Consider the following 22284-nt stretch of genomic DNA (forward strand, 5'->3'; position numbering starts at 1 on the left):
AAGCAGGGGCAATTACCTGCCATAAGCTTGGGGGGATATGTTAGAGTTTATCGCTAAAATTAAATAATGATAATAACTTGGGAGAAAGTCTTGAAAAATTTCATCCTTGCTAGTGCCCTAGGTTCCTTACTGTCCCTGCCTGCTGTTGCTGCATCGTCTTTGAGTGGCAGCCTAGATTTGAACCAATATCGCACTGATGTCAAAACCTTAGCCAGTGATGCCTACGGTGGCCGCGCGCCGTTATCCGAAGGCGAGCAACTCACAATCGAGTATCTTGAAAAAGCGTTTAAGGAGATGGGACTCAAGCCCGGCTTTGGCAACAGTTATTTGCAAGCTGTGCCACTCGCCAAAATCACCGCCGATCAAAATATGCAGCTCGATATCGGCGGACTTAAGTTTGCCAATGGTAGTGAGTTTACCGCCAGAACCCAGAGAATTACCGATAAAGTCAACCTTAAAAACAGCGATGTAGTGTTCGTTGGTTACGGTATCAATGCGCCTGAATATGGTTGGAATGACTATCAGGGCCTCGATGTCAAAGGCAAAACCGTGATTGTGCTAGTCAATGACCCAGGTTTTGCGACCCAAGATCCCAAGGTTTTTAAAGGTAATGCAATGACCTATTATGGTCGTTGGACTTACAAATACGAAGAAGCCGCTCGCCAAGGTGCAGAAGCGGTATTTATCGTCCATGAAACGGAACCCGCGGCCTACGGTTGGGGGGTGGTGCAAAACTCTAACACCGGTACCAAGTTTACCCTTATCGATACCAACAATAACCAAGGACAGGTTGGGGTGATGGGCTGGGTGCAACATGATGTCGCCCAAAAGATTTTTGCTAAGGCAGGTATGGACTTTGATACCTTAAAACAACAAGCGGCTAAGCCACACTTTAAGGCGATTCCATTAAAGCTTAAGGCCACTGTCAGTTTAAACAATCATATTGAACGCGCGAAATCCCACAATGTGGCGGCACTATTACCCGGAAAAAGTCGCCCCGATGAAGTGGTGATGATGCACGCCCATTGGGACCATTTGGGTACAGTGATTCAAGATGGCAAGCCGGAAATCATCAATGGTGCAGTCGATAACGCCAGTGGTGTGGCTGGCGTGTTAGCCCTTGCGCGTTACTTTGCCAAGCAAGCGCAAACGGCGCCGCTTGAGCGTTCGATTCTATTTAGTGCTTTTACCGCCGAAGAAACCGGCTTGATTGGTGCCCAGCATTTTGCTCAGCATCCCAGTGTACCGACTAAAAATATTGTCGCCTTTTTGAATATCGACGGTATGAATATAAACCAAGGTGTGGATTATATTCTGCGTTATGGTGAAGGAGTATCTGAATTAGAAGGCTATTTAGATAACGCTGCCAAAGCACAGGGGCGTGTGGTTAAAGCCGATCCAAGACCTCAAAATGGTTTAATGTTTAGATCGGATCATTTTGCGTTAGCCCAGCAAGGTGTGCCTGGGTTGCTATTTATGAGCCTTGGCGATACTGACCCCGACTACATTGCCCATAAATACCACAAAGGGGCTGATGATTATGACCCAAACTGGTCGCTTGAAGGCGTGAAGCAAGATTTAGATCTTATGGCGAGTATGCTAACAACCTTAGCCAATAATACAGATTGGCCGCATTGGATAGAAGCATCGGATTTTAAGGCTAAACGTGAGCAGGATGGTCGCAAAAAGTAATCCCAATTAACGTAAAAAGGACGCAGCAGCGTCCTTTTTTATGCTTATCAATCGGTTAGAAGGTATAACTGACTGAAAGCATCGGGCCGATAAAACTGTAGTAAATATTGTAGTCGGCGATTTGGGTATCTTTATTCGGTGATTTTTGGGCAATATCCACATCGACTTTATAGTAGTTGTAGGCCACACTCATGCGCCAATTGTCGGTGATATTGGCATCGATGCCGAGTTTTATATCGACTAATTCGCCTTTTACATCATTGAGTTTGATGTAGAAATATTGGGCGTGGATGGTTAGTTTCCATCTAGGGATAAACTCATAGTTGGCATATAAACCAAAATCTGGCAAAGGTGCGGTGACATTTTCATCGACGATGCGCGGGATGGCTTGGCTACCACAGACATTGTTAAGCAACTCAGAGGGATGACAAACACCTATGATGCCCTCAAAGCCCGTTTTGATAAACATGGTATGTAAACCAAGGGAAAAGCCTACATCGTAATTGCTGCCTTGAAAGGCATCGTAGCCATAACCAATACGCACAATATCAAAATTTAAGGTGGAGCTAAGTTTGCCGCCCGCCTTGATATCGTAAATGGTATCGTTAATTTCGATTTGAAAAGGTTTTGTTAGGGCTTGGGTTTCAGCGTTGCGGTGCAGTTGTTTCCAGTCTAGGTAAAAATTATGCCGCTCATTGAAGTGATAACTTAGCTCAACAAAAGGTAAAAACTGGTTTTCGGCTAATTGCAGATCGGATTCATAGTCTAAGGTGAAGTTATTAGCCGCAACAGGGTTTGTCACTTCCATGTTAGTGTCAGACTGTGAATAAAATCCCCCAAGCTCAACGCTAAACTCACCCGCCAGCACAGGGCTGCTGCCGAGTAGGGCGATCACTAGGGGTGTTAGGCGAGTGGAAATCAACGTTACTCCAGTATTCTTCTTATTATATCCAGCGATAACATCAGACTTTAGTGCCATAAGCTATGGACATTTGGAGTGTAACAGCAAATTTTAGAATGTGAATAAATTGTTTTTAAAGTTGCTTTGTTTTGTGATTTAAAACAAAAGTAGTACGGCTAATCGCTTTGCTGTGATGGGCTTGTGGGAGGGATCACGGTAATTTACATCTTGGTGATTTGTGACGGAAAAATATTGTACAGCCTAAAATACGGCTCAGTAATAACTGAGCCGTAGAGTGATTTCAACACAATCTTTTTGCGTTAGTTTGAGGCGGAATTTGCCTCTGGCGTGCTGTTATTTGCTGTTGTGTTTGCTCCGACAGCGGGCGTTTGTATTGGCTCACTGCTTTTTTCATCCTTGTTAAACATGCCTAGGCGGATGCGGATGAAATGCAAAATTTGCGCGGCAATATCCACATTTAAGCAAGATTCTAAGCCTTCAAAACCTGGGGAAGAGTTGGCTTCACAGATTTTGTAGTGGCCGTTATCGAATAATAAGTCGATACCCGCCACATCTAAGTCGAGAATATTGGCGGTTTGTGTCGCCAGCCATTCAATTTCAGGTGTAATTTCAAAGGGGCGTGCCGAACCACCTGCGCTCACATTGGCTTTAAAGCTGTCTTCTTGCCCACGTCGCTCGTAGCAACCTGCAACACGCCCGCCAATGGTAAAAACGCGCAAATCGCGGCCATGACTATTGGCGATAAATTCCTGCAAAATAATGTTGGCGTTTTTATTTGTTGCTTCAATTAGTTGCATTAAGTCATCAAATTCACGGGCTTTGTGCGATAAAAACACGCCGCTACCCTGAGAGCCTGAGAGTGTTTTAATCACCACGGGAAAACCCAAATGGCGCTCAACCAAGTCAATATCAACTGGGAATTTGACCAACATGGTTTTAGGAGTGGGTAAATTCTTCTCGGCCAGTAGTTGCTGGGAAAAGAGTTTATCTTTAACAATCTCAATGGCTTTAGAAGGATTCAGGCAGTAAACCCCTAAGCGCTCTAAATGACGAATAATCGCCAACGCAAAATAGGTGGTACCAGAACCCATTCTAGGAATAATAAAATCTGGCAACTCAACAGGTTGCCCGTTTAACAAAATACTTTTGTTATCTTCTCTCGTCACGGTGAGATCAAACTCATCCGGAGCATAAACTTCTAATTCAATATTGTCGGCTTTGGCAGCCGCCAATAGACGTTCAATTTCATACCATTCAGGTTTTAGCTGAGTCGCGGTTTCTTTATATAAAATCCACCCACGCATTTAATCGCAAACCTTCATTTTCATGCTTTATCCTCGGGTTCAGCTTCATCCTGAACATCATCTTCAATTTCGACATCCACATCGAATGCCGCTTCTGGCTCAACTTCAACCTCAGGTTTAGTGGCAGGTAAGTGAACGGTGCCAACCACCGCATAAAAAGGCTTACCTCGAGCCAGTTTGCGGTACTTTAACCATATATGCTCTAACAAGCTACTGGGAGCGATGTTTCCTTTGATGACTTCGACAAATTGTGCTTCATCAGCGGTCACCGGAAGCGACTTACCTTCGGCAAGGTTTTTCATGGCATGACCATGTAATTCAAGCAGTTCGGCTTCTTTACTGGTGAAGTCGCCACTGCGCTTAAAACCTTTTGGGAAATTAGTATCGTCATAAAAGCGTTTGTGAGATACGAAACTGGCAGCTGAGCCGTTCAGCGTCTCAGAACCCTTGTTAGCGTTTGAAAAAGACTGTTCAGACATGGCTGTTACCTTCTAGTTTTTGATATACAAAGATTTGCAACTGGAGTATTGGCTAGTATTATTGATTTATAAATCAAAAAAATTTGTCTATTTTGGTCAAGAATTTTTATGGATACCGATTTACTAAAGACCTTTCTCGAAGTCTCTCGTACCCGCCATTTTGGTAAGGCTGCAGAAAATCTCTACCTTACTCGTAGTGCGGTGAGTTTTAGAGTGAAACAACTCGAAAGTATTCTTGGTGTTGCCCTGTTTGAGCGCCAACGCAACAATATTCAGCCGACTCCAGCGGGAGAGCGAATGTTGGGCCATGCGGAGGCGGTATTAACGGCATGGGAGCGTGCTAAACAGGATGTTTCTCTTAGTCAGTTGCAATCGACTCAATTAGCGATTGGTGCGGGGCCTAATATTTGGGATGCCTATTTACAGGGGTATTTACAGCATCTACATGTTGGGCTTCCTGGGATTGCACTGCGCACTGAGGTGTTGCCACTCACTGTGATGACGCGGCAATTGATGGATCGAACTCTCGATTTGGCCATATCCTTTGATCCACCCAAACTTGATCAATTTGAATTAATACAATTAGGTCAAATCAATTTGCTGCTGGTGTCAAAATCGATGGAAGTGGCGGTGAATGCAGTGCAAGCGGGGCAATACGTCAAAGTCGATTGGGGCACTGCCTTTAACATTATTCATGCGCAAGATTATGCGGCGCTACCTGTGCCAACATTGCATACCAGTTCGGCACGTATCGCTTTGGATTTTATTTTAAACAACGGTGGTTGTGCCTTTTTACCCGAGCATTTGGTGCAGCCATTGCTAAGTAAGGGGGAACTGCATTTAGTCGCGGGAGCGAGCGCGATCTCACGCAGTGTATATGTAGCCTATTGGGCTGAAAACGATAGATTGGAACACATTAAACAGGCGATCGGATTCTTAGCCGATAAGCCGTTAACTGAAGTCGATTAACCCTCTCAAGTAGCAAAAACGCCTTTAGGGACGAACCTCAAGGCGTTTTTATATGATAGTCGGGCTTAAACAAACGGTTATTATGCCGACAAGCAATTAAACCAAGAGTGGTAATAACACGATCAGCCAAGTGATCCCGCAGAGCGCTAAACTCATAAATACCGCGGCAGAGGCGATATCCTTTGCTTGGCCACTTAGGTGATGGATCTCACTACCCACGCGGTCAACCACAGCTTCAATCGCCGAGTTTAATAGTTCAACAATTAACACGATAAACAAGGTTAAGATCAGCATTAAGCGCTCCATGGTGCTGATATCAACTAAGAAGGCGACAGGGAGCATGACCACAGCCAGCATCAATTCCTGTCTAAAAGCGGCTTCATGGATCCATGCGGCCTTTAAGCCCTTCATTGAAAATCCTGTCGCTCTAAAAATGCGTTTAATACCGTGGTTATTGGCTGGTTTCATAATTATTCCATCGACTTGGCGATTATTCGTATGGCTTTGCCGTTCAAAAAAAGAATACGTCTTGAGTGTTTGCCTTTGAACGAGCATAAAAAAGAGGCCGCAGTATAGCCCGATAATTTATGTGCATAAATAGTTAACTGTACAAATTGCTAGCTCAGTTCAGGTGTGACCTTATCGCGAACGGATTCGCAGCATTAAAAGCGAAAGACTAAGCTTGGAGTGGGATGACTTTATCGGAGAGGCAAAGGAATGGCTCTTACAACTCGCTTACCTTTTGTAAGATTTACAGCGCTTAAGTGCTTGGGATTGATTATTGGACTCTGTTGCGTATTGATTGCCGCAAGCTTTGCGAGTCCTGCACCGAATATTCAATTAGCAACGGAATATTCGCTCGATAATCACTCCAATAATGATGCTCAAATCAGCACATTTTTTGTCAGCGAAAAACTCGATGGCGTACGAGGTTATTGGGATGGGCAACGCTTATTCACCCGCCAGGGCAATCCCATTTGGGCCCCGAGTTGGTTTACCGCCGAGTTTCCTGCCATCGCAATGGATGGTGAGTTATGGCTTGGAAGAGGGCAGTTTGAGGCGATATCAAGCTTAATACGTCAAGCATCGCCAAAGGATGCTGACTGGCAAAACGTTCGGTTTATGGTATTTGATTTACCAACAACCAAAGGCAGCTTCGAAGAGCGTTACCATAAGATGCAAACACTTATCGCAGGGAAATCGGTTTATCTTCAAGTGATTGAGCAGTTTAGTGTCGCCAGTGTTGCAGCCCTCTATCAAACCTTAGATTCCTTAGTTGCCCTTGGCGCTGAAGGGCTAATCTTACATCGTCGCACGGCAATCTATACGCCAGGGCGTAACCCTAATGTGATGAAGTTAAAACCCTATTTGGATGCAGAAGCCACAGTGATTGGTCATATTGCTGGCAAAGGACAATTTGCCGGAAAGATGGGGGCCTTAAGAGTACAAACGCCGGATGGCCGCATCTTTAATATTGGCACAGGCTTTAATCTCGCTGAGCGCCAACATCCCCCAGCCATCGGTACGCATATTACCTACAAGTATCTTGGCTTAACGGTGAATGGTTTGCCGCGCTTTGCCAGTTATTTACGGATCAGAACCGATATTGACCCAAAGAATAAAGAATAAGTTGCGAAAATGTGTAACTTTGATAACAATCGAGCTCCTCAGCACTAGCGTTGCCATATATCGTATTGATCATAAACGGGCAATCATACTAAGGAGCAGATTTTGGTCGAGAGTCAGCATCGATTAACGCTTTGGGTGCAGCGTATTACGCGTCGCTTTGTTGTCCCTAAATGGGTTAAGTATTCCATCGTTGCGACACAGCACTTTTGGCAGAGTTTAAGTTTGGCGCAGCGTTGCTACTTATTAGCGTTACTGGCTTTAATAGTATTTCAGCCCGAAATTGGGGTTGCAGCTATTATTACTGCAGTTGCCTTAATTATTGAGTTTTGGCCAAAATTCGCTACGGCTTGGCATACACTGGCAGGTAAAGCCATTTTCCTCTTGTTTTACGCCGTTATTGCTAATTTTGCCCTAGCCGCCAGCGGCAGTGTCGTGAATGAAATTACAGGTGTCTCAGCATCGCATTTATCCTACACCCATAACTTTGCGATTTTGTTGTACATGCCTATTTGGTTTATATGTATCTCAATCATTGCCTTACTTTTGCTGCAATTGGTGATCCCTTGTTATTTACTCTTCCATATTGGTCTGCGGATATTGAGACTTGAAGCTAGTGCTCAAGGCAATAAAAAGCGCTTTGTAGTGACAACCGCATTAGTACGGATGTTCCTTTCTATCGTGCTGTTATTGAACTTAATTGCGATTACCGATGGCGAAAATTGGATAGAGGATTTAGCCAAAAAAACTCAAAAAATAAACGGCAATCAGTTCGATATCCAAGTCGTACCTGAAACAGAACTTAAAGCTGAAGATAATATTGAAAGCGTTGATAACGGTTTAATGATTAAACCTGAGCAAATAGATTCAAGCGAATCATTAACAGCCTTTGGTCATAAATATTACAATGGGATCAGAGAGTTAATCGCCTCATTTACATACAAGTTTGAAGCTAATGGCCGTAGTCGTTGTCAAAAATTGGCCAATTCCGTGGTGGTTGAACTTAATGATTATGAAATACTGGAAATCACAGAGTCCGCCCATGAAAAATACGGTTATCATTTTGAAGTAAAAAAATGTATTTCTCCCGCCTTTGGGCAAATGGCATCGATCCCTAAATAATCATGCGTGAGGATACTAAGTTGTTAGAAGATAAAACGTTAAAAGCACAAAATATAAGACTTATCTTAATGGCCTGCATGGGCAATATATGCAGTTCGCCCACCGGTTTGTCGCGCCTGCGACTCCGAACAGGGCGGTTCATTTAGAACTTTCTGGTTAGGATAATGAACTGCAATGCATCTCTCAGTGAACATAAAACTGCTTTCTTGAGAAACTCATACATTACGACCAATTATAACGATCGAAGATCTGCAATAGCTATAAGAAAACATTTGGTGCTAATTTATCCGTCATTAGTAAGTAAGAAATGGCATTAATTCATCCATATTGCTCACTACTATCTGTTGCCCTTGTGGTCTAATTTTTTGCATATATATGTCTATGTTATACACATCCAAGGGTACCTAATGAGTGAAGCGTTGGTGGGAATGCTAAGCTTCCCATTGAGCATGCCGTAATCTTTTTCTATCACTACTTTTCGTCAAAATGGAGAGCGGGGATGAACTCGATAGTCACGTCAGTATTCCAAAGTCCATCATCTTGCTTGCCGCTCGCAGCATTGTCGTTGATGTCTGGTACACCATTAATGCGGCTTAATACAAAATCGCGATAACTATCAGCATGCTCACAATCCGCACGAACATGCCAGCGAAGTGGTGTGCAAACCAGAGTGTGTGGCGAAATGATACGTTCCGCGGTGTCGCCATCTTTTAACGATGTGTAGCATATATCGGCACGTCTTTTCTCTGGAATAGCTTGGACCAACGGTCGTAATACCTCCGGTGCAATATTGCGAGGGATTGGGCGAATCAGATCAATCACCGCCTTACACCATTGGTGAAAATCATACCTTGACCTACGTGGGGGCTGAAGGCATTGAGCCATTCCAGAACAAAACGGATATAGATTCTATCTAACTAGAACAACCTATGAGTTTGATTGGTAGTCGAATTGGCGAGCACTTTAAGCGTTTTAATGGGTGATTTTTAGTAAATAGGCATGCCAAATTTTGCTTCTAAATACTTTGCTAAAATTTTTATTATACTTGTCCTTGCCTAACATTGACGCATTCTGAATAACGACTAATATAAGACAAATGAGACATTTTTGAGGTGATGTTATGCCTATTCCTATCACAATTGCCGATGATTCTTTAATGTCCAGAAAAGCGGTAAGACGTGCATTACCGGAAGACTGGGATGTTGAGATTACTGAAGCATGCAATGGAAAAGAGGCTCTTGAAGCCGCAAATTCTGGCAAGGCTGAAGTACTATTTCTTGACCTTACCATGCCAGAACTTGATGGGTTTGGAGTGCTCAAGTATCTACATGAACAACAGTCAAAAACCGTTGTGATTGTGATCAGTGCGGATATACAGCCAGAAGCTAAATTATTAGTGGATTCCTTGGGTGCCTTTCGTTTCCTTCAAAAACCGTTGCAACCCGCACAGTTAAGGCAAGCACTTTTCGATGTGGGGCTAATATGAATATGTTGCTATCTGAAGAACAGCGAGATGCACTGCAGGAGTTGATGAATATTTCTATGGGGCAAGCTGCTAATTCACTTGCGCGTTTAATTGAAGCAAAAATTACACTATCCATTCCTAAAATCAGTGATGTCACCCCTGAACAATTTGTGTCTATGCTATCGGACCAGACGGTGTGGTATACGCGTCAATCATTCTTAGGCAGCATTAAAGGTGAAGTCATTTCAACCTTATCTAAGCAGGGGTGTGATGCAATTGGTAAATTAATGGATTATCAACTTCCACTAACCCAAGATCGTTTAAATGAATTGTTGTTAGAGCTTGCCAATATTTTAGCTGGCGCATGTTTAACGGGATTTGCTGAACAACTTTCATTAAATGCAAAGTTAAGTATGCCGACCATGTACAGCGCAACCAGTCAACATTATCACTATAGATGGGCAAGTACCTTGATGATGGAGGTAGAATTTAAAGTGGAGGTGAGTCAGTTTGATTCGAAAATTGTGATTTGTTTGGAGGAAGCATCAGTCCAAACGCTGTTAGCCAAATTACAGCAATTGTTGGAGTAACGATGAGTCAGTCTCAACTATTACAGAAACTTGCTTCGCGCTTACCGCTAGGAGTCTGTGTGGTTGATGAGCATTATCAAATTATCTACTGGAATGAGTTTTTCACCGATAGATTGCCTAATGCTAAGTCTGATACACAAGGAAATAACTTACTAACATTATTTCCTGATGCAGCAAAATTTCTTCAGAAGAAGATAAACAGTGTTTTTGTTCTTAATAATGCGAGTTTTTCATATTGGGAACATCGTCCCCATGTGTTTGATTTTAGTAGTAGCAGACCAATTACGGGTGAAGAAACTGCTATGTTTCAAAATATTGAGTTTTTTCCGCTCGATATAGAAGATAATCAAGTTAAAACTGTTTGTTTAATTGTACAAGATGTTACAGAGCTTGCTAGTTATTACCAAGCACAAAAATGTCTCTCTGAACAGTTGGAACAAGAGCATACAGCATTAATCTTACTCAATAAAAAATTAGAAGCTGCTCAAAATCAATTATTACAATCTGAAAAAATGGCTGCCATAGGTCAGTTAGCCGCAGGTGTTGCTCATGAAATCAATAATCCAATTGGATTTGTTAATTCAAATTTACAAAGCTTGCAGGATTACAATGATAAACTATTAAAGTTACTTAATTTTTATCATAAACTGACACAGAAAATTGGTTCAGCACCTTACTTTACACTTGAAAAAGATATGCTAAAACGCTATCAATTTGAATTTATATGTTCAGACCTTCCCGATTTAATTCGTGAATCGATTGAGGGCTTAGATCGCGTTGCTGTAATAGTGAAAAGTCTTAAGTCATTCTCGCATGTCGATAGCAGTGAATGGCAATATGCTAATGTGATAGAGGGTATAGAAAATACATTAAAAATTGCAGCTAACCAAATTAAATATAAAGCCGTTGTTTTGCGTAATTTTCAAGATAATTTACCTGAGTTGTATTGTCAGCCTATGCAGCTAAATCAAGTATTCCTCAACTTATTAGTCAATGCTGCACAAGCTATAGAGGAAAGAGGTGAAATTTCGATCGACGTGAGTGCATCCGACGCTGAATTTATTATTGTGATCCGTGATACGGGATCAGGTATAGCTGCTAGTGATCTTCGTAAAATATTTGAACCATTTTACACGACTAAACCCGTAGGAACTGGTACCGGTTTAGGCTTGTCGCTGTCCTATAGCATAATTCAAAAACATAAAGGCGAGATAAAAGTATCATCAATATTAGGTGAGGGCACTGCCTTTACGGTTATATTACCTATTCTATCCCCCGAAGATGTTGCTTAGTGGTACTATTAACTCACTCATGTGAAGTGAATACGTAGCCGAGTTATTTTATTCTGTTTCTTTGAGAGCTTTTTTTACAGCCAATGATATGTCATCAAGCTCATTTAGTTTTATCATCCGCTCTTTAAGTAAATTGTGAAGATTTGCAGCACAATGAGAAATAGCAATTAGTCCTAAACAAGCGCTTGTTCCTTTCAGTTTATGTAATTCATGTTCTAAATGAGAACTGTCTTCACATTTAACCAGTTTCTCTAATAATAATAATACTTTGGGTAATGTATATAAGTACTCTCTTGTTAATTCATCCTCATCCTCCTCATTTATCTTTTTTGTAGAGGTAGAATTATCAACAATAAAAAGTCTAATTGTCTCTATCAACTGATTTTTAGTGAACGGTTTGGCTATAGTTTTATTAAATGGACTTGTTTGATGTGTTTCTGAATCAAGAATGTCGGCACTTAAGAGTAATAGTGGGATACTTTTATTAAATTCTCTAATCGCTTTTGCAGCCGTGAATCCATCCATAATAGGCATTTGTTGATCTAATATGACTAAATCATAATGTGATTTTTCTACTAACTGAATGGCTTGCTGACCATTTTGAGCAAAATCGACAGCAATTTCTGTATCTTTTAGGTAGATATCAATTAACTCTCTAATATCGTCTACATCATCAACAATTAGTACATGGTAATTTTTCCAGTCTGGTATCGTGTGCTCAATCTCTTTCTCATTTTTAGGAAATTCAGTTAAATTTTTTATGATTTTACTTTCAGGAAGCGTGACTGAAAAACATGATCCGACTCCTAGCTCGCTTTGCATATGGAGTTTGATAGACATTGCATCAGCTAATTGTTTACTGATGAATAATCCTAAACCTGTACCACCAAAATCTCGACTGGTACTTGAGTCAGCTTGCGTAAAAGCCTCGAATAATGTGGATGCTTGGTGATCTGAAATACCAATTCCTTCATCAATGACAGCTATACATAACTCATCTTTACTCGTTATATTTGCTACCAGTTTTACTGTGCCTTTAGGTGTGAATTTTACAGCATTACTAATAAAATTTAGCAGTATTTGTTTAAGTCTGAATGGGTCTGTTATTATATGTTCAATATCATCAATGTCGATATTCATTTCTGTAGTTAATTTTTTCGTTGTTGCTAAGACTTTCATAGAATCACTGAGGCTATTCAATAAAGGAATAATGGCAACAGTTTGTTCAGCAATAGTCATTTTCCCTTCATCAATTTTAGCCGCATCCAGAATATCATTGATAACATTTTGGAGATGTAAAGTATTTTGTTCTATTTTGCAAAGGGCATTATGTACTTCACCTTGAGTGTTGGGTAAAATTTGTTCAGTAAAGCCCTTGATAATAGTTATTGGTGTACGGATTTCATGACTCATATTAGCTAAAAAGCGTGTTTTTACTGCTGCTAGCTGGTTAGCTTTATCGCGTTCTTGTTCTAATTCTTTTGTTCGTTTTTCAACTCTTTCTTCTAATGCTTCATTAAGAAGTTTGACTTCATTCATCGTTGATATGATGGCATGATGAGCACCTGCAACTCTTCGTTGCATGTTGACGAAGCTGTGAGCTAAGGTATCGATTTCGAGTGCTGATTGTGTAAAGTTTAAATTTTTCTTTGTGGTGCTCTTACCATCCCATTGCTGAGTATAATCAACTAATAGTTCTAATGCTTGTGTATAGTTTTTCACAAAGCGCTTTGAAAATTGAATAGATATTTCTAATATTAAAGTAATTAGCAATAATGATAGTAAGTAATAAATTGAAAAGTCTAAAATTAATTCATCAGTGTCAATAAAAAAATATAGCTTCCAATCTGTTATACCAACTTGATTACTCACAATAAGATGATGTGCATCACGGCTAAAAATGATTGGTTCAAGTGGGTTAAATAGACTGTTTTCAAGAAAAGTCTTTTGCATCGGCTCACTGTGTTTTGGGCGAATCCATATGCTTCCTATATCTCCGCTAATATTATTCCCCCAAACTTTTTTACCTGATTTATCAATGAGAATTCGATGAGATATACTATCATTAGGTAAGTTAAATACTTCTAATAGTGAATCTAGTTTTATGGCTAATTGCAAAACACCATTAAACTGGTTATTATTAATAATTGGTGTGCTAACTGCGAATAGTTGATCTTCCCCTAAAGACCTTCCCGTAAAAGTATCGCTAATATAAGTCGACATTGTATTCTTAGCTTCGTAATAATAAGCTCTGTCAGTAACGCTCACCTTGCCAAGGTTACCATTGTTAACATTTTCTTTGTAAAACTTATTTACAGTTCCGTCTGCATCGGTGACAAGTGCTGAAATAAATTCTGGTGATTGCTTTACAAGTTGCATTAAAATGCTTTTAGTTACTACTATGTCCGTTAATTTCGCAAGGGTTTCAATCTTGCTGGAATAGTCTTTTAATTTTAGTTCTATATTTTCCTTAAGATCGTTAACTTCATTTTGATAGCGTGTCATTTGCTTTACTAGATGTAAATTGGTTATTCCGTTTAATCCAAGTGTAATTAATAACGTTGCAGGGATTGCTGTATATAATCCAACTCTAAATGATAGTTGATGTTGCAATGACTGCTTTCTTAGTTGCTCATTGTTGACATATAATGCAAGCAGTAAGTTTGCAGCCTTAATGGTCCATATAAATAATGCAGTAGATAATGATGTAAATATTAGCCAAGAGGTTGGGTTATCTGTAATAGCTTCAGGTAGTAATAGTTTGTTGGTTACAAAGACGATTATAAAGTAAGTTGTGGATATTTTAATAATACTGCTATTTTTTCGATTTATGTGGAATCCAAATAGCATTGCCTGAAAAATAGTAAGTATGACTGCTATATCTGATGGTAGTGGATAGGTTACAAAAGCAAAGCATACTAGGGCCCATAGTGGGCCTAAACGGGCTAATATTACTAATATGGCAACATTGCCAACATTTAAAGGGACTGCTATGGGAATGGTTACAACTGATAAATTTGCTAACAATCCAACAGTAATGCAATAAAGCAAAAATAATAATCGGTGTCGTTTAATTGATTTATTATGGTTTTTAATCATCGCGAACATGATTAGACTCCGGTAAGCTTATGACAAATTTAGTCCCCTTTAAACCTGTATGAACTAGGGCAATGCATCCATTATGTTGTTCTATTATGGCTCTTGAAATCGATAGTCCTAATCCAGTACCTTGCCCGATTTCTTTTGTTGTAAAAAAAGGTTCAAATATATGGGGAATATCAGCGTCGTCAATACCACAACCATTGTCTTCGATTTCCACATTTATCCAGTTGTTAAACTTGTTGATGCTAATCTCAATTAAACCATATTGGTGTTCAATGGCGTGCTGGGCATTATTTATTAAGTTTAATATTACTTGGCTCAGTTGGGTTGCGTTACCTTGTGTGAATGCATGATTCAAATCATGACTTATTTTTATTTTTGCATTTTTTCTAACATGAGTATTGGCTATCCTTACTGTATCTGCAATAAGTTCTAAAATATTGATTGTTGATATTGTGTTTTCATCTGGATGTGAAAAGTTTCGTAGGTTTTTAATGATGTCTCTTGCACGTCTTGCCCCTTCTAAACTTTCGCTGATAAGTTCACCACTGTCTTTTAATATAAAGTCTAAGTTGTGTTTATTATAAAGTTTTATTGAATCAGGATGGGAGTTACATACTTCCATTATAAAAGTGTTTATATCTTTTAAATACAATTCAAAAGTATTTAAGTTACTGTAAATAAACCCTAATGGGTTATTTAGTTCGTGGGCAACCCCCGCTGCAAGTTGTCCTATTGCAGCAAGTTTTCCCTGTCTTGCCATGCTTTGCTCGATGCGTTTTTGTTGAGCAAATAAAGTATCACGCTCAGCGGCTACATGCCGATATTCCATCAGTGTAAGCGTACTTGCGATAAAACTGCTGTAGTTTGACATCACAGATTTAGCTTCTGCATCAAAGCCATTGACTTCATTTATCACTAACACGATAGCATAGCAGCGACTGGCGATCTTCACTGGTTGTATTAATGCAGATGCAGCATTCGGTAAAAGTCCTTTTAATGAGGCTGGCCATTTTGGTGTTAAATTGAGGTTAAAAAATACTGTTGATTGACTAAATATACTCTGCTCAGGTTTGCTATTAACCGTATCATCTAATTGAAAGTGTCGTCCTATGAGCATTTCATCGGTACTTGATACGATAAAAAAACCATCATTTTCATGGTTGCAGGTGATTAACAATTGCACATCGGGTTTTAGCTCCTGTGCAATTAATTCAAATAATGAACGAAAGGGCGTTGATTGTTCTTTGTTATTGGTAAATGCTTTCAGGGTTTTCAGCATTAGGTTATTTAGCTTTTTAAACTCTAAAAGCTTTTGATTTTCTACTTTTAGTTGCATCAGCAATTCGTGTTGCTGTTCATTTTTACTCATTAGAGTGTCCAAATATGATTGCTGAGATCATCAGATTGCCATGACGATTCACACCGTCTGCAAATCGACCTTGTTCACCAAAGGTGAACCCACCAATAAAGGGGACATTTCCTAATGCCTGTTCAACACCTTGTCTCACTTGATTCGTTTCATCTTTTATCGCGAGCATGCAACCAGCACAAAAAATCACAATTGCGGCTAATGGTTTACTATCGTATAGGTCGAGCAATTGCTGGGCTGCAAAGTGGGTAACCGTTTGCGCGCGTTGGATCAAGAGTGTTTGATTACCATGCATAAATGTCAGTTGCTCCCCTTGGTATACCTCTGAGAATAATTCCATTGTGCCATCCTCATAGATGAAAGCTGGGTGGCTGAGCAATGTCATTTGTTCATCGTTATCTAAAATAACCCGCCCGAGGGGATTAAAGGTGCTCTGCGCTAGCACTGGACCATTGGCCAGTGTGGGTAATGCCATCATGGTTCGCCATTGATTATAAACACTGGCTGCCGGTTGGTGATTTAATGTGTTTAATTTTCTGCCGCTTGCGGACGTCACAATAGCGGTATGACGGGTTGTTTCATAACCACTGCTAAAAAAATAATTAATCGGTGTTGACGGAAAAAGTACCGCAATAATAAAACCTGTCGTGATAGTTTGTTGACCATCGAACATACACCAGTGGCCAGAAACATCATTATCAGCAGAGGTGCCACCAAATACGGGCACATTGTTGCCAACCAATTGCCGTATTCCTGTCAGTAAACCTTCTTCTAGACCTGGCGATTGGCTACACCAAATCAATGCTGGTAATTCACCGGGTCTGTTTGCGGCGTTTAGTGCTAGGGTAAGCGCCTGTTGGCTGTCTTCGATAATGCTATCGATTGAGCTTTGCTTACTTGCAACGCCATAACTTCCTTGTGGATCATAAAATTGCAAAATAGCTAAATGATTTTGGTTGTCTTCAGCTCCGATATCGGAAAATGCTGTAATACAGGAGCTTGTCGCCACCCAAGAGGTTGCCAACTGAGTTATTTCAGTTGCCTGTGACAGGTGAAGAATGGCGTCTATATTACCGAATGCGATCGCTAAGTTAGCGGGTTTATCCTGTTTAATTGAACCAATGTATTGCTGAAACACACAAGGATCTGTCGCATTTAAAAAGTGTCGCAGGATTTTCATTCCATGACTCCTTAATGTTTTTCGTCCTCAGTGGTCCCTATTTCCACCAGCAATTGCTCCTTATGTTTTAGCTGATATTTTGATAATTTTTCAAGGGATGCTGGGGTGAGCACATGGCCTTCTGGTAAGAGAAGGATGTGTTTAAGGTTGTACAGATTTTGCTTCAATTTCATTCCTGGCTTGAGTGCACTGACTTCCAGTCCTCTTCGGGCTTTATTGGCTATGTCTGCATCTTCAGAAGCAACTAAGATAGACAATGCTTTGACGATAGTAGGGTCGTAATAACTCCCTTGATGAAGCTGGATAGCGTCAAATGCATCAATCATACTCATTTTGTTGCCATCGTATCGGCCCTCTACGTGTAGCCAAAAATCTCTCGCCACTGCCAATATTCGAGAACCTAGCGGGATATCGTTTCCAGCTTTTTGTGCTGGTTCTCCTCCACCATTGTAACGTTCTAATTGATTGGCAATGATGAGCGACATTTCGCTTAAATGCTGCGCTGGTAATAAAATTTCTTCGGCATGTAGGGGATGTTCATTAAATAATCGACGTTCACGATTATAGAGATCGGTATAAGCGGTTTCTGCGACCTTTGTTGGAAGCGCTATTTTGCCTATTTCTGAAAATAGCCCAGCTTTTGTGACAGTAGTGACCAGCTCAGAGGGTAATTTCAAGGCTTTTGCGAGATATTCACAAGTGGCACTGATTTTACGGGCTAATTCACCACTGAGTGGGGGATAACTTACGATGATGTTGTAAAGTACTTCTAAGGTGGCGGCTTCATCCTTTTGCCTTTCACCTGCTAGGTGTTTAAATTTTAAAAGTGTTTGTTTAAGTTGTTCAGTCCGTTTTAGGACGGTTTCCTCGAGGGAACTATTGAGTTCCTTTAACTGCTTATTTTGTGTGGCGACTTTGGCAGTAAGTTGTTTGTTTTGACGAATTAAGTGGTAGAGCGCTAACCCTTCATCTACCACGGTCAACAATTCTTGATTATCCCAAGGTTTTTGAACGTATCGGTGGATCTTCCCAAGATTGATTGCCGAAACAGTAGAGGCAAGGTCGGCATAGCCTGTCATTAAAATGCGGTAGGCATCGGGTTGTAAAATCGCGGCTTTTGCTAGAAATTCCGCGCCCGTCATATTTGGCATTCGCATATCGGTGATGATCACATTTACTTTATGCCCCTGCATCAGCTCTAAGGCTTTACTACCGCTATCAGCTAACAAGATCTGCAGATCCTTACCGATAAAGAGTCGCTGTAGCGATTTTAGAATACTGGCTTCATCGTCTACACACAGAATCAATGGCAGAGTGCTTTCAGATGGGGTTGGCATAAAGTCACCTATCGCATTTGTCCTATTTGTCTTATAGATTAAAATTATGCTATAAGTGTTAACTAAGCAAGAATAATCATGGGTACGAGAGCATGAAAACGCTCAAGCCAAGCGATATCGCCCAATATTGCGATGTTCATCAACGCACTGTGAGCCGCTGGATTGCTAAAGGTCAATTAAAGGGGCACAAGTTACCGGGGCGGGGTAACTATCGAGTCTTGGTAGAAGACTTTATTAGTTTCTTACATCAACAAAATATGCCAATGCCAGAGGCATTTTTAGCCTCAAATAATAATGAGTTAACGGCGGATAAAAAGTCTATCCTTATTATTGATGATGAATTATCAATGCGAAATGCACTTAGGCGGGCATTGCAATCGACGCCTTTTACAATTTTAACGGCACAGGATGGTTTTCAAGCAGGGGTTAAAATTATTGCTGAAAAACCAGATTTAATCCTTCTTGACTTGTCTATACCTGGATTGGATGGTTTTGAGGTGATCCAGTTTATTCGGCAACGACCGGATTTAGCAAAGCTTAAAATTTTAGTGTTATCAGGGCTTTCATCAACTGAGTTAGCTGAGTCAATCAGATTAGGAGCCGATGACGCAATAGCAAAGCCTTTTGATAATCATGATCTATTGGACAGAGTCAATATGCTATTAAGCTAGAGGCCATAATGGATAAATCTTTACTGTTAGTCGATGACGATGTTGGCATTTTAAAAGCTTTGACACGCTTGTTAACTCGTTCAGGCTATTCAGTAAAGACTGCCCAAAGTGGTGAGGAAGCGCTAACCCTATTACTCAATTATGACTGCAAAGTGGTGTTGACCGATTTTAGAATGCCCTATATGGACGGGGGGCAGTTACTTTCTAAAATCAAACGGTTATATCCTGATATTGTGTCGCTGGTGATCAGTGGTTATTCTGATTTTGAGTCGGTTAAATCATTGCTCAATGCGGGAAGCGCATATCGCTTTTTACAAAAACCTTGGGAGGATGATGAACTACTTAGTGAAATCGCCAATGCATTTACCCACTACGCTAAGCACCTGTTTCAACACCAATCTCAAAAAATGCTGCTGGCAAGTCCTGACGCCTTAATCGAAATATCTCATCCTAATCACATTGTGCAAGCTAATGTCACTGCCAGAAAACTGTTAGGTTCATCGATGATTGAAGGTCGTTCATTAGATGAGTTTTTGATTGAAACGGACAAGCAAAGGCTGCAAGTGCAGGCATTGGCTGTTGGCCAAAGTATGTCGATAAGGCTAATAAATCATACTGAATTAGAAGTGAGTTGTCGTTTAGCTGGCCCGTATGGCCATGTTTTGTGTTTAAATCCGGTGACCGATGGTGAGTTGTTAAACACTGCATTTGAACTTCCATCTCTATTAAATTATCAACAACTTATCTCTGTTATTGAACAATATATAGAGTCCAACCGTGCTGCGGTGCTTGTTGTCATCAAGATCAGAAGTTTTGAACTTTGGAGTCGAATGATTGGCTATTCGGAAGCACAGCGAACCATTGAAGACATCGCATTGCAGTTACTCAACTCCATGGGCGCGCAAGGGGAACTTGCGTTACTAGCAAATGAACAATTTGTACTGTCTCTGCCGGATGTTGCATCAGAAATGGACGCTTTACAGAAGGCGGCATCAATCATTGATCCTGTCACAGGCAAAGCCAACCTTATGTCATCTAAGTTGGATTATGCGGTCAGCTATTGCCTTATTCCCGAAGATGGTGATGAGCCTCGTACGGTGTTGAATAATTTATTACTGGGTAATTTGATGATGGCTGAAGACCCAGTGCGAATGTTCATGCGTTATGATCAGCAAGCGATTGAACGGAAAAAACACCAGATTTCTTTAAATCAGGCGTTATTTCATGCGGTGCAACAACGTCAATTGTTCCTCAATTTTCAGCCAAAATTTGATTTTGCCAAATATACTTTGTCTGGGTGCGAAGCCTTGATACGTTGGCAACATCCTGAATTTGGAATGGTTTCACCGGCATTATTTATCCCTTTAGCTGAGCAACATGGTCAAATGGTCGACATTGGCTATTGGGTGCTTAAAACGGCTTTTCTCACCGCTGCGAAATGGCGTACTCAAGGCATCCATTTTGGTAAAATGGCCATTAACATCTCAGGTAGACAACTAATGGAGCCCGATTTTATCCACTGGATAAAACACCATATTCAGCTTACGGGTGTTGAGCCAACCGATTTGGAATTTGAATTAACAGAAACATTTTTGCTAAATAATCTTGATGATTGTGCTATTACCCTTAAAAAACTTGCAGAATTAGGCATTAGCATTGCGATAGATGATTTTGGCACTGGTTACTCCTCTTTGAGTTATCTGAATAAACTGCCTATCAATGTGCTAAAAATTGACCGTTCACTCGTGCTCGATATTGAGAGTAACTTGAATACTGAAAGTTTAGTCGCGAATGTGGTTAGGTTGGCACATGATCTGAATATGAAAGTGGTCGTCGAGGGGATTGAAACATTGGATCAACTCAATATTGTCAAATTCTTAGGTTGTGATGTCGTTCAAGGATACTGCATCTCAAAACCGCAATCTGAAGAGGAGTATTTAGCGCTATTGGCATCTTTTGAAAGTCTATCAACGAGAATGGGTTAGGGGCGATTTATGTTTAATGTACTCTTTGTTGATGATGACAGTTTTATGCTTAAAGCACTCCTACGGCTTGCTAAAAGACTTAGGCCTGACTGGCAGTTTTGGACAGCGGAAGATGGTTTAAACTGGGCCAAATCCATTCCTCACAACGTAAACATAGATCTTATTGTCTGTGATTATTTAATGCCTGACATCAATGGCGATAATGTACTTATTGAGGCGTCAAAGCATTCTCCTTTAGCTATCAGGGCACTGCTTACGGGGGACACCACGGAGGAGGTGGTATGCAAGGCGGGTAAAGTCGCCCATTTTGTATTAAGTAAACCCTTCAACGAGCAGGATATTGTGCAACTTTTAACCTGTGTTGAACGAATTCATAAATTGCCATTCACTCATGACGTGAGAGCGATGTTAGGTGCAAGTGCTTTGCTTTTGCCGTTGCCCGATATTGTGCAGCGTGTCCGTAAGGTGCTACAGGATGAACAGTCAGAACCTACAGATATTGTTGATCTTATTGCTCATGAGCCCTTAATTACCGCTAAACTACTACAACTGGCAAACTCTGCTTTTCTGGGCTTTAGCCGAACAACCCTTTCTATTGAAGAAGCGATCAAACGCTTAGGGGTGGATTTAACTAGCGCGATTATTAGTTCTATCGCCATTGAGCAATCGGCGACGTCGATTATTGATAAGTCTGCACAGAGTAGAATTAACGAACATGCGTATCAGTTAGCGCTTAACGCTCAAAAAATCGCTAAAGCACTTAATTTACAAAAGAGTCTACAAGAAGAGCTATTTATTGCCGCTTTGATGTCGTCAATAGGTGAGTTGATATTGGCATCTCGTATTTGGCAAGATTCGTTTGCGACTCAGTTTACGGAGTGGCCAGTGAGAAAACTCATCGTCTCTATATCAGCCTATCTTTTAACGCTTTGGGGGTATAGCGAATCCTTATGTGACAACATTTTATCCAGCGCAGAGCCAGAGGTGAGTAATGTTGAACATAATCTAGCCTTATTATTATGCTTGGCACACTATGCCACTAAATATCACGGCAGAATCCCCGATGAAATATTGAATAAGCTACCCGATGAGCAAATAAAACTAAAATTAGCTAATCTCTAACTCAAGATACATTTGTGGGCATTTAGATCTTACATATTTATTCGATCACTAACT

The 22284-nt window shown here is 40.6% G+C and carries 20 protein-coding genes; 10 read left to right on the forward strand and 10 right to left on the reverse strand.

Annotation, left to right across the window (positions count from 1 at the left end; translation table 11 throughout):
* The first annotated feature begins 66 nt into the window (after positions 1–66).
* Positions 67–1692 carry a M28 family metallopeptidase gene (locus H9J30_RS11470; RefSeq protein WP_240131147.1) on the forward strand — a complete coding sequence of 542 codons (1626 nt, stop codon included), beginning with the start codon at positions 67–69 and terminating at the stop codon, positions 1690–1692.
* A gap of 55 nt (positions 1693–1747) precedes the next feature.
* Here the strand turns inward: H9J30_RS11470 and H9J30_RS11475 are convergent, their stop codons facing one another.
* The 3 genes from H9J30_RS11475 to H9J30_RS11485 form a co-directional block, all read right to left on the reverse strand.
* Entirely contained in the window at positions 1748–2611 is an 864-nt protein-coding gene (locus H9J30_RS11475) for a hypothetical protein (protein WP_240131253.1), read from the reverse strand.
* Positions 2612–2913: 302 nt separating this feature from the next.
* A complete protein-coding gene (locus H9J30_RS11480; RefSeq protein ID WP_240131148.1) occupies positions 2914–3918 on the reverse strand; it encodes an ATP-grasp domain-containing protein in 1005 nt (334 codons plus the stop codon).
* Between the two features lie 20 nt (positions 3919–3938).
* Positions 3939–4397, reverse strand: a complete 459-nt coding sequence (locus H9J30_RS11485) for a MaoP family protein (RefSeq protein WP_240131149.1) — start codon at positions 4395–4397, stop codon at positions 3939–3941.
* 108 nt (positions 4398–4505) lie between these two features.
* Between H9J30_RS11485 and hdfR the strand changes: the two genes are divergently transcribed.
* Complete coding sequence (gene hdfR, locus H9J30_RS11490; protein ID WP_240131150.1) at positions 4506–5366, forward strand: HTH-type transcriptional regulator HdfR; 861 nt, start codon at positions 4506–4508, stop codon at positions 5364–5366.
* Positions 5367–5462: 96 nt separating this feature from the next.
* Here the strand turns inward: hdfR and H9J30_RS11495 are convergent, their stop codons facing one another.
* Entirely contained in the window at positions 5463–5834 is a 372-nt protein-coding gene (locus H9J30_RS11495; RefSeq protein WP_240131151.1) for a diacylglycerol kinase, read from the reverse strand.
* Positions 5835–6083: 249 nt separating this feature from the next.
* On the opposite strand from H9J30_RS11495, the gene H9J30_RS11500 reads away from it, so the two are divergent.
* Both H9J30_RS11500 and H9J30_RS11505 read left to right on the forward strand, forming a co-directional pair.
* Positions 6084–6995, forward strand: a complete 912-nt coding sequence (locus H9J30_RS11500; RefSeq protein WP_240131152.1) for a DNA ligase — start codon at positions 6084–6086, stop codon at positions 6993–6995.
* Positions 6996–7097: 102 nt separating this feature from the next.
* Positions 7098–8114 (forward strand): hypothetical protein, encoded by a 1017-nt coding sequence (locus H9J30_RS11505; protein ID WP_240131153.1) that lies wholly within the window; start codon positions 7098–7100, stop codon positions 8112–8114.
* 379 nt (positions 8115–8493) lie between these two features.
* On the opposite strand, the gene H9J30_RS21800 is transcribed toward H9J30_RS11505, so the two are convergent.
* Complete coding sequence (locus tag H9J30_RS21800) at positions 8494–8565, reverse strand: hypothetical protein (RefSeq protein WP_486669442.1); 72 nt, start codon at positions 8563–8565, stop codon at positions 8494–8496.
* A 20-nt stretch (positions 8566–8585) separates the two neighbouring features.
* A complete protein-coding gene (locus H9J30_RS11510) occupies positions 8586–8936 on the reverse strand; it encodes a WYL domain-containing protein (protein WP_240131154.1) in 351 nt (116 codons plus the stop codon).
* 298 nt (positions 8937–9234) lie between these two features.
* On the opposite strand from H9J30_RS11510, the gene H9J30_RS11515 reads away from it, so the two are divergent.
* Genes H9J30_RS11515 through H9J30_RS11525 form a run of 3 tightly spaced genes read left to right on the forward strand, consistent with a single transcriptional unit; the run spans position 9235 to position 11461 of the window.
* Complete coding sequence (locus H9J30_RS11515) at positions 9235–9600, forward strand: response regulator (RefSeq protein WP_240131155.1); 366 nt, start codon at positions 9235–9237, stop codon at positions 9598–9600.
* Entirely contained in the window at positions 9597–10169 is a 573-nt protein-coding gene (locus H9J30_RS11520) for a chemotaxis protein CheC (RefSeq protein ID WP_240131156.1), read from the forward strand. The genes H9J30_RS11515 and H9J30_RS11520 overlap by 4 nt, the downstream gene beginning before the upstream one ends.
* Positions 10170–10171: 2 nt before the next feature.
* Positions 10172–11461 carry a sensor histidine kinase gene (locus tag H9J30_RS11525; RefSeq protein WP_240131157.1) on the forward strand — a complete coding sequence of 430 codons (1290 nt, stop codon included), beginning with the start codon at positions 10172–10174 and terminating at the stop codon, positions 11459–11461.
* Positions 11462–11509: 48 nt separating this feature from the next.
* On the opposite strand, the gene H9J30_RS11530 is transcribed toward H9J30_RS11525, so the two are convergent.
* From H9J30_RS11530 to nosR, 4 genes are read right to left on the reverse strand one after another with little or no spacing between them, the layout of a single operon-like run.
* On the reverse strand, positions 11510–14569 hold the full coding sequence (locus tag H9J30_RS11530; RefSeq protein WP_240131158.1) for an ATP-binding protein: 3060 nt from the start codon (positions 14567–14569) through the stop codon (positions 11510–11512).
* Positions 14553–15935, reverse strand: a complete 1383-nt coding sequence (locus tag H9J30_RS11535; protein ID WP_240131159.1) for a sensor histidine kinase — start codon at positions 15933–15935, stop codon at positions 14553–14555. The genes H9J30_RS11530 and H9J30_RS11535 overlap by 17 nt, the downstream gene beginning before the upstream one ends.
* Positions 15928–17115: an FIST signal transduction protein gene (locus H9J30_RS11540; protein WP_240131160.1), complete on the reverse strand. Its 1188-nt coding sequence runs from the start codon at positions 17113–17115 to the stop codon at positions 15928–15930. Before H9J30_RS11540 ends, H9J30_RS11535 begins: the two co-directional genes overlap by 8 nt.
* An 11-nt stretch (positions 17116–17126) precedes the next feature.
* The gene (gene nosR / locus H9J30_RS11545) at positions 17127–18452 is read right to left on the reverse strand and encodes a response regulator c-di-GMP phosphodiesterase, NosR family (protein WP_240131161.1); all 1326 of its coding nucleotides are present in this window, start codon (positions 18450–18452) and stop codon (positions 17127–17129) included.
* A gap of 92 nt (positions 18453–18544) precedes the next feature.
* On the opposite strand from nosR, the gene H9J30_RS11550 reads away from it, so the two are divergent.
* Genes H9J30_RS11550 through H9J30_RS11560 form a run of 3 tightly spaced genes read left to right on the forward strand, consistent with a single transcriptional unit; the run spans position 18545 to position 22230 of the window.
* Entirely contained in the window at positions 18545–19123 is a 579-nt protein-coding gene (locus H9J30_RS11550) for a response regulator (RefSeq protein ID WP_275679606.1), read from the forward strand.
* A gap of 8 nt (positions 19124–19131) precedes the next feature.
* A complete protein-coding gene (locus tag H9J30_RS11555; RefSeq protein WP_240131163.1) occupies positions 19132–21108 on the forward strand; it encodes an EAL domain-containing protein in 1977 nt (658 codons plus the stop codon).
* Between the two features lie 9 nt (positions 21109–21117).
* On the forward strand, positions 21118–22230 hold the full coding sequence (locus H9J30_RS11560) for an HDOD domain-containing protein (protein WP_240131164.1): 1113 nt from the start codon (positions 21118–21120) through the stop codon (positions 22228–22230).
* Positions 22231–22284 lie beyond the last annotated feature (54 nt).

The sequence above is a fragment of the Shewanella cutis genome (assembly GCF_022410515.1).
GTDB classification, from domain to species: domain Bacteria; phylum Pseudomonadota; class Gammaproteobacteria; order Enterobacterales; family Shewanellaceae; genus Shewanella; species Shewanella cutis.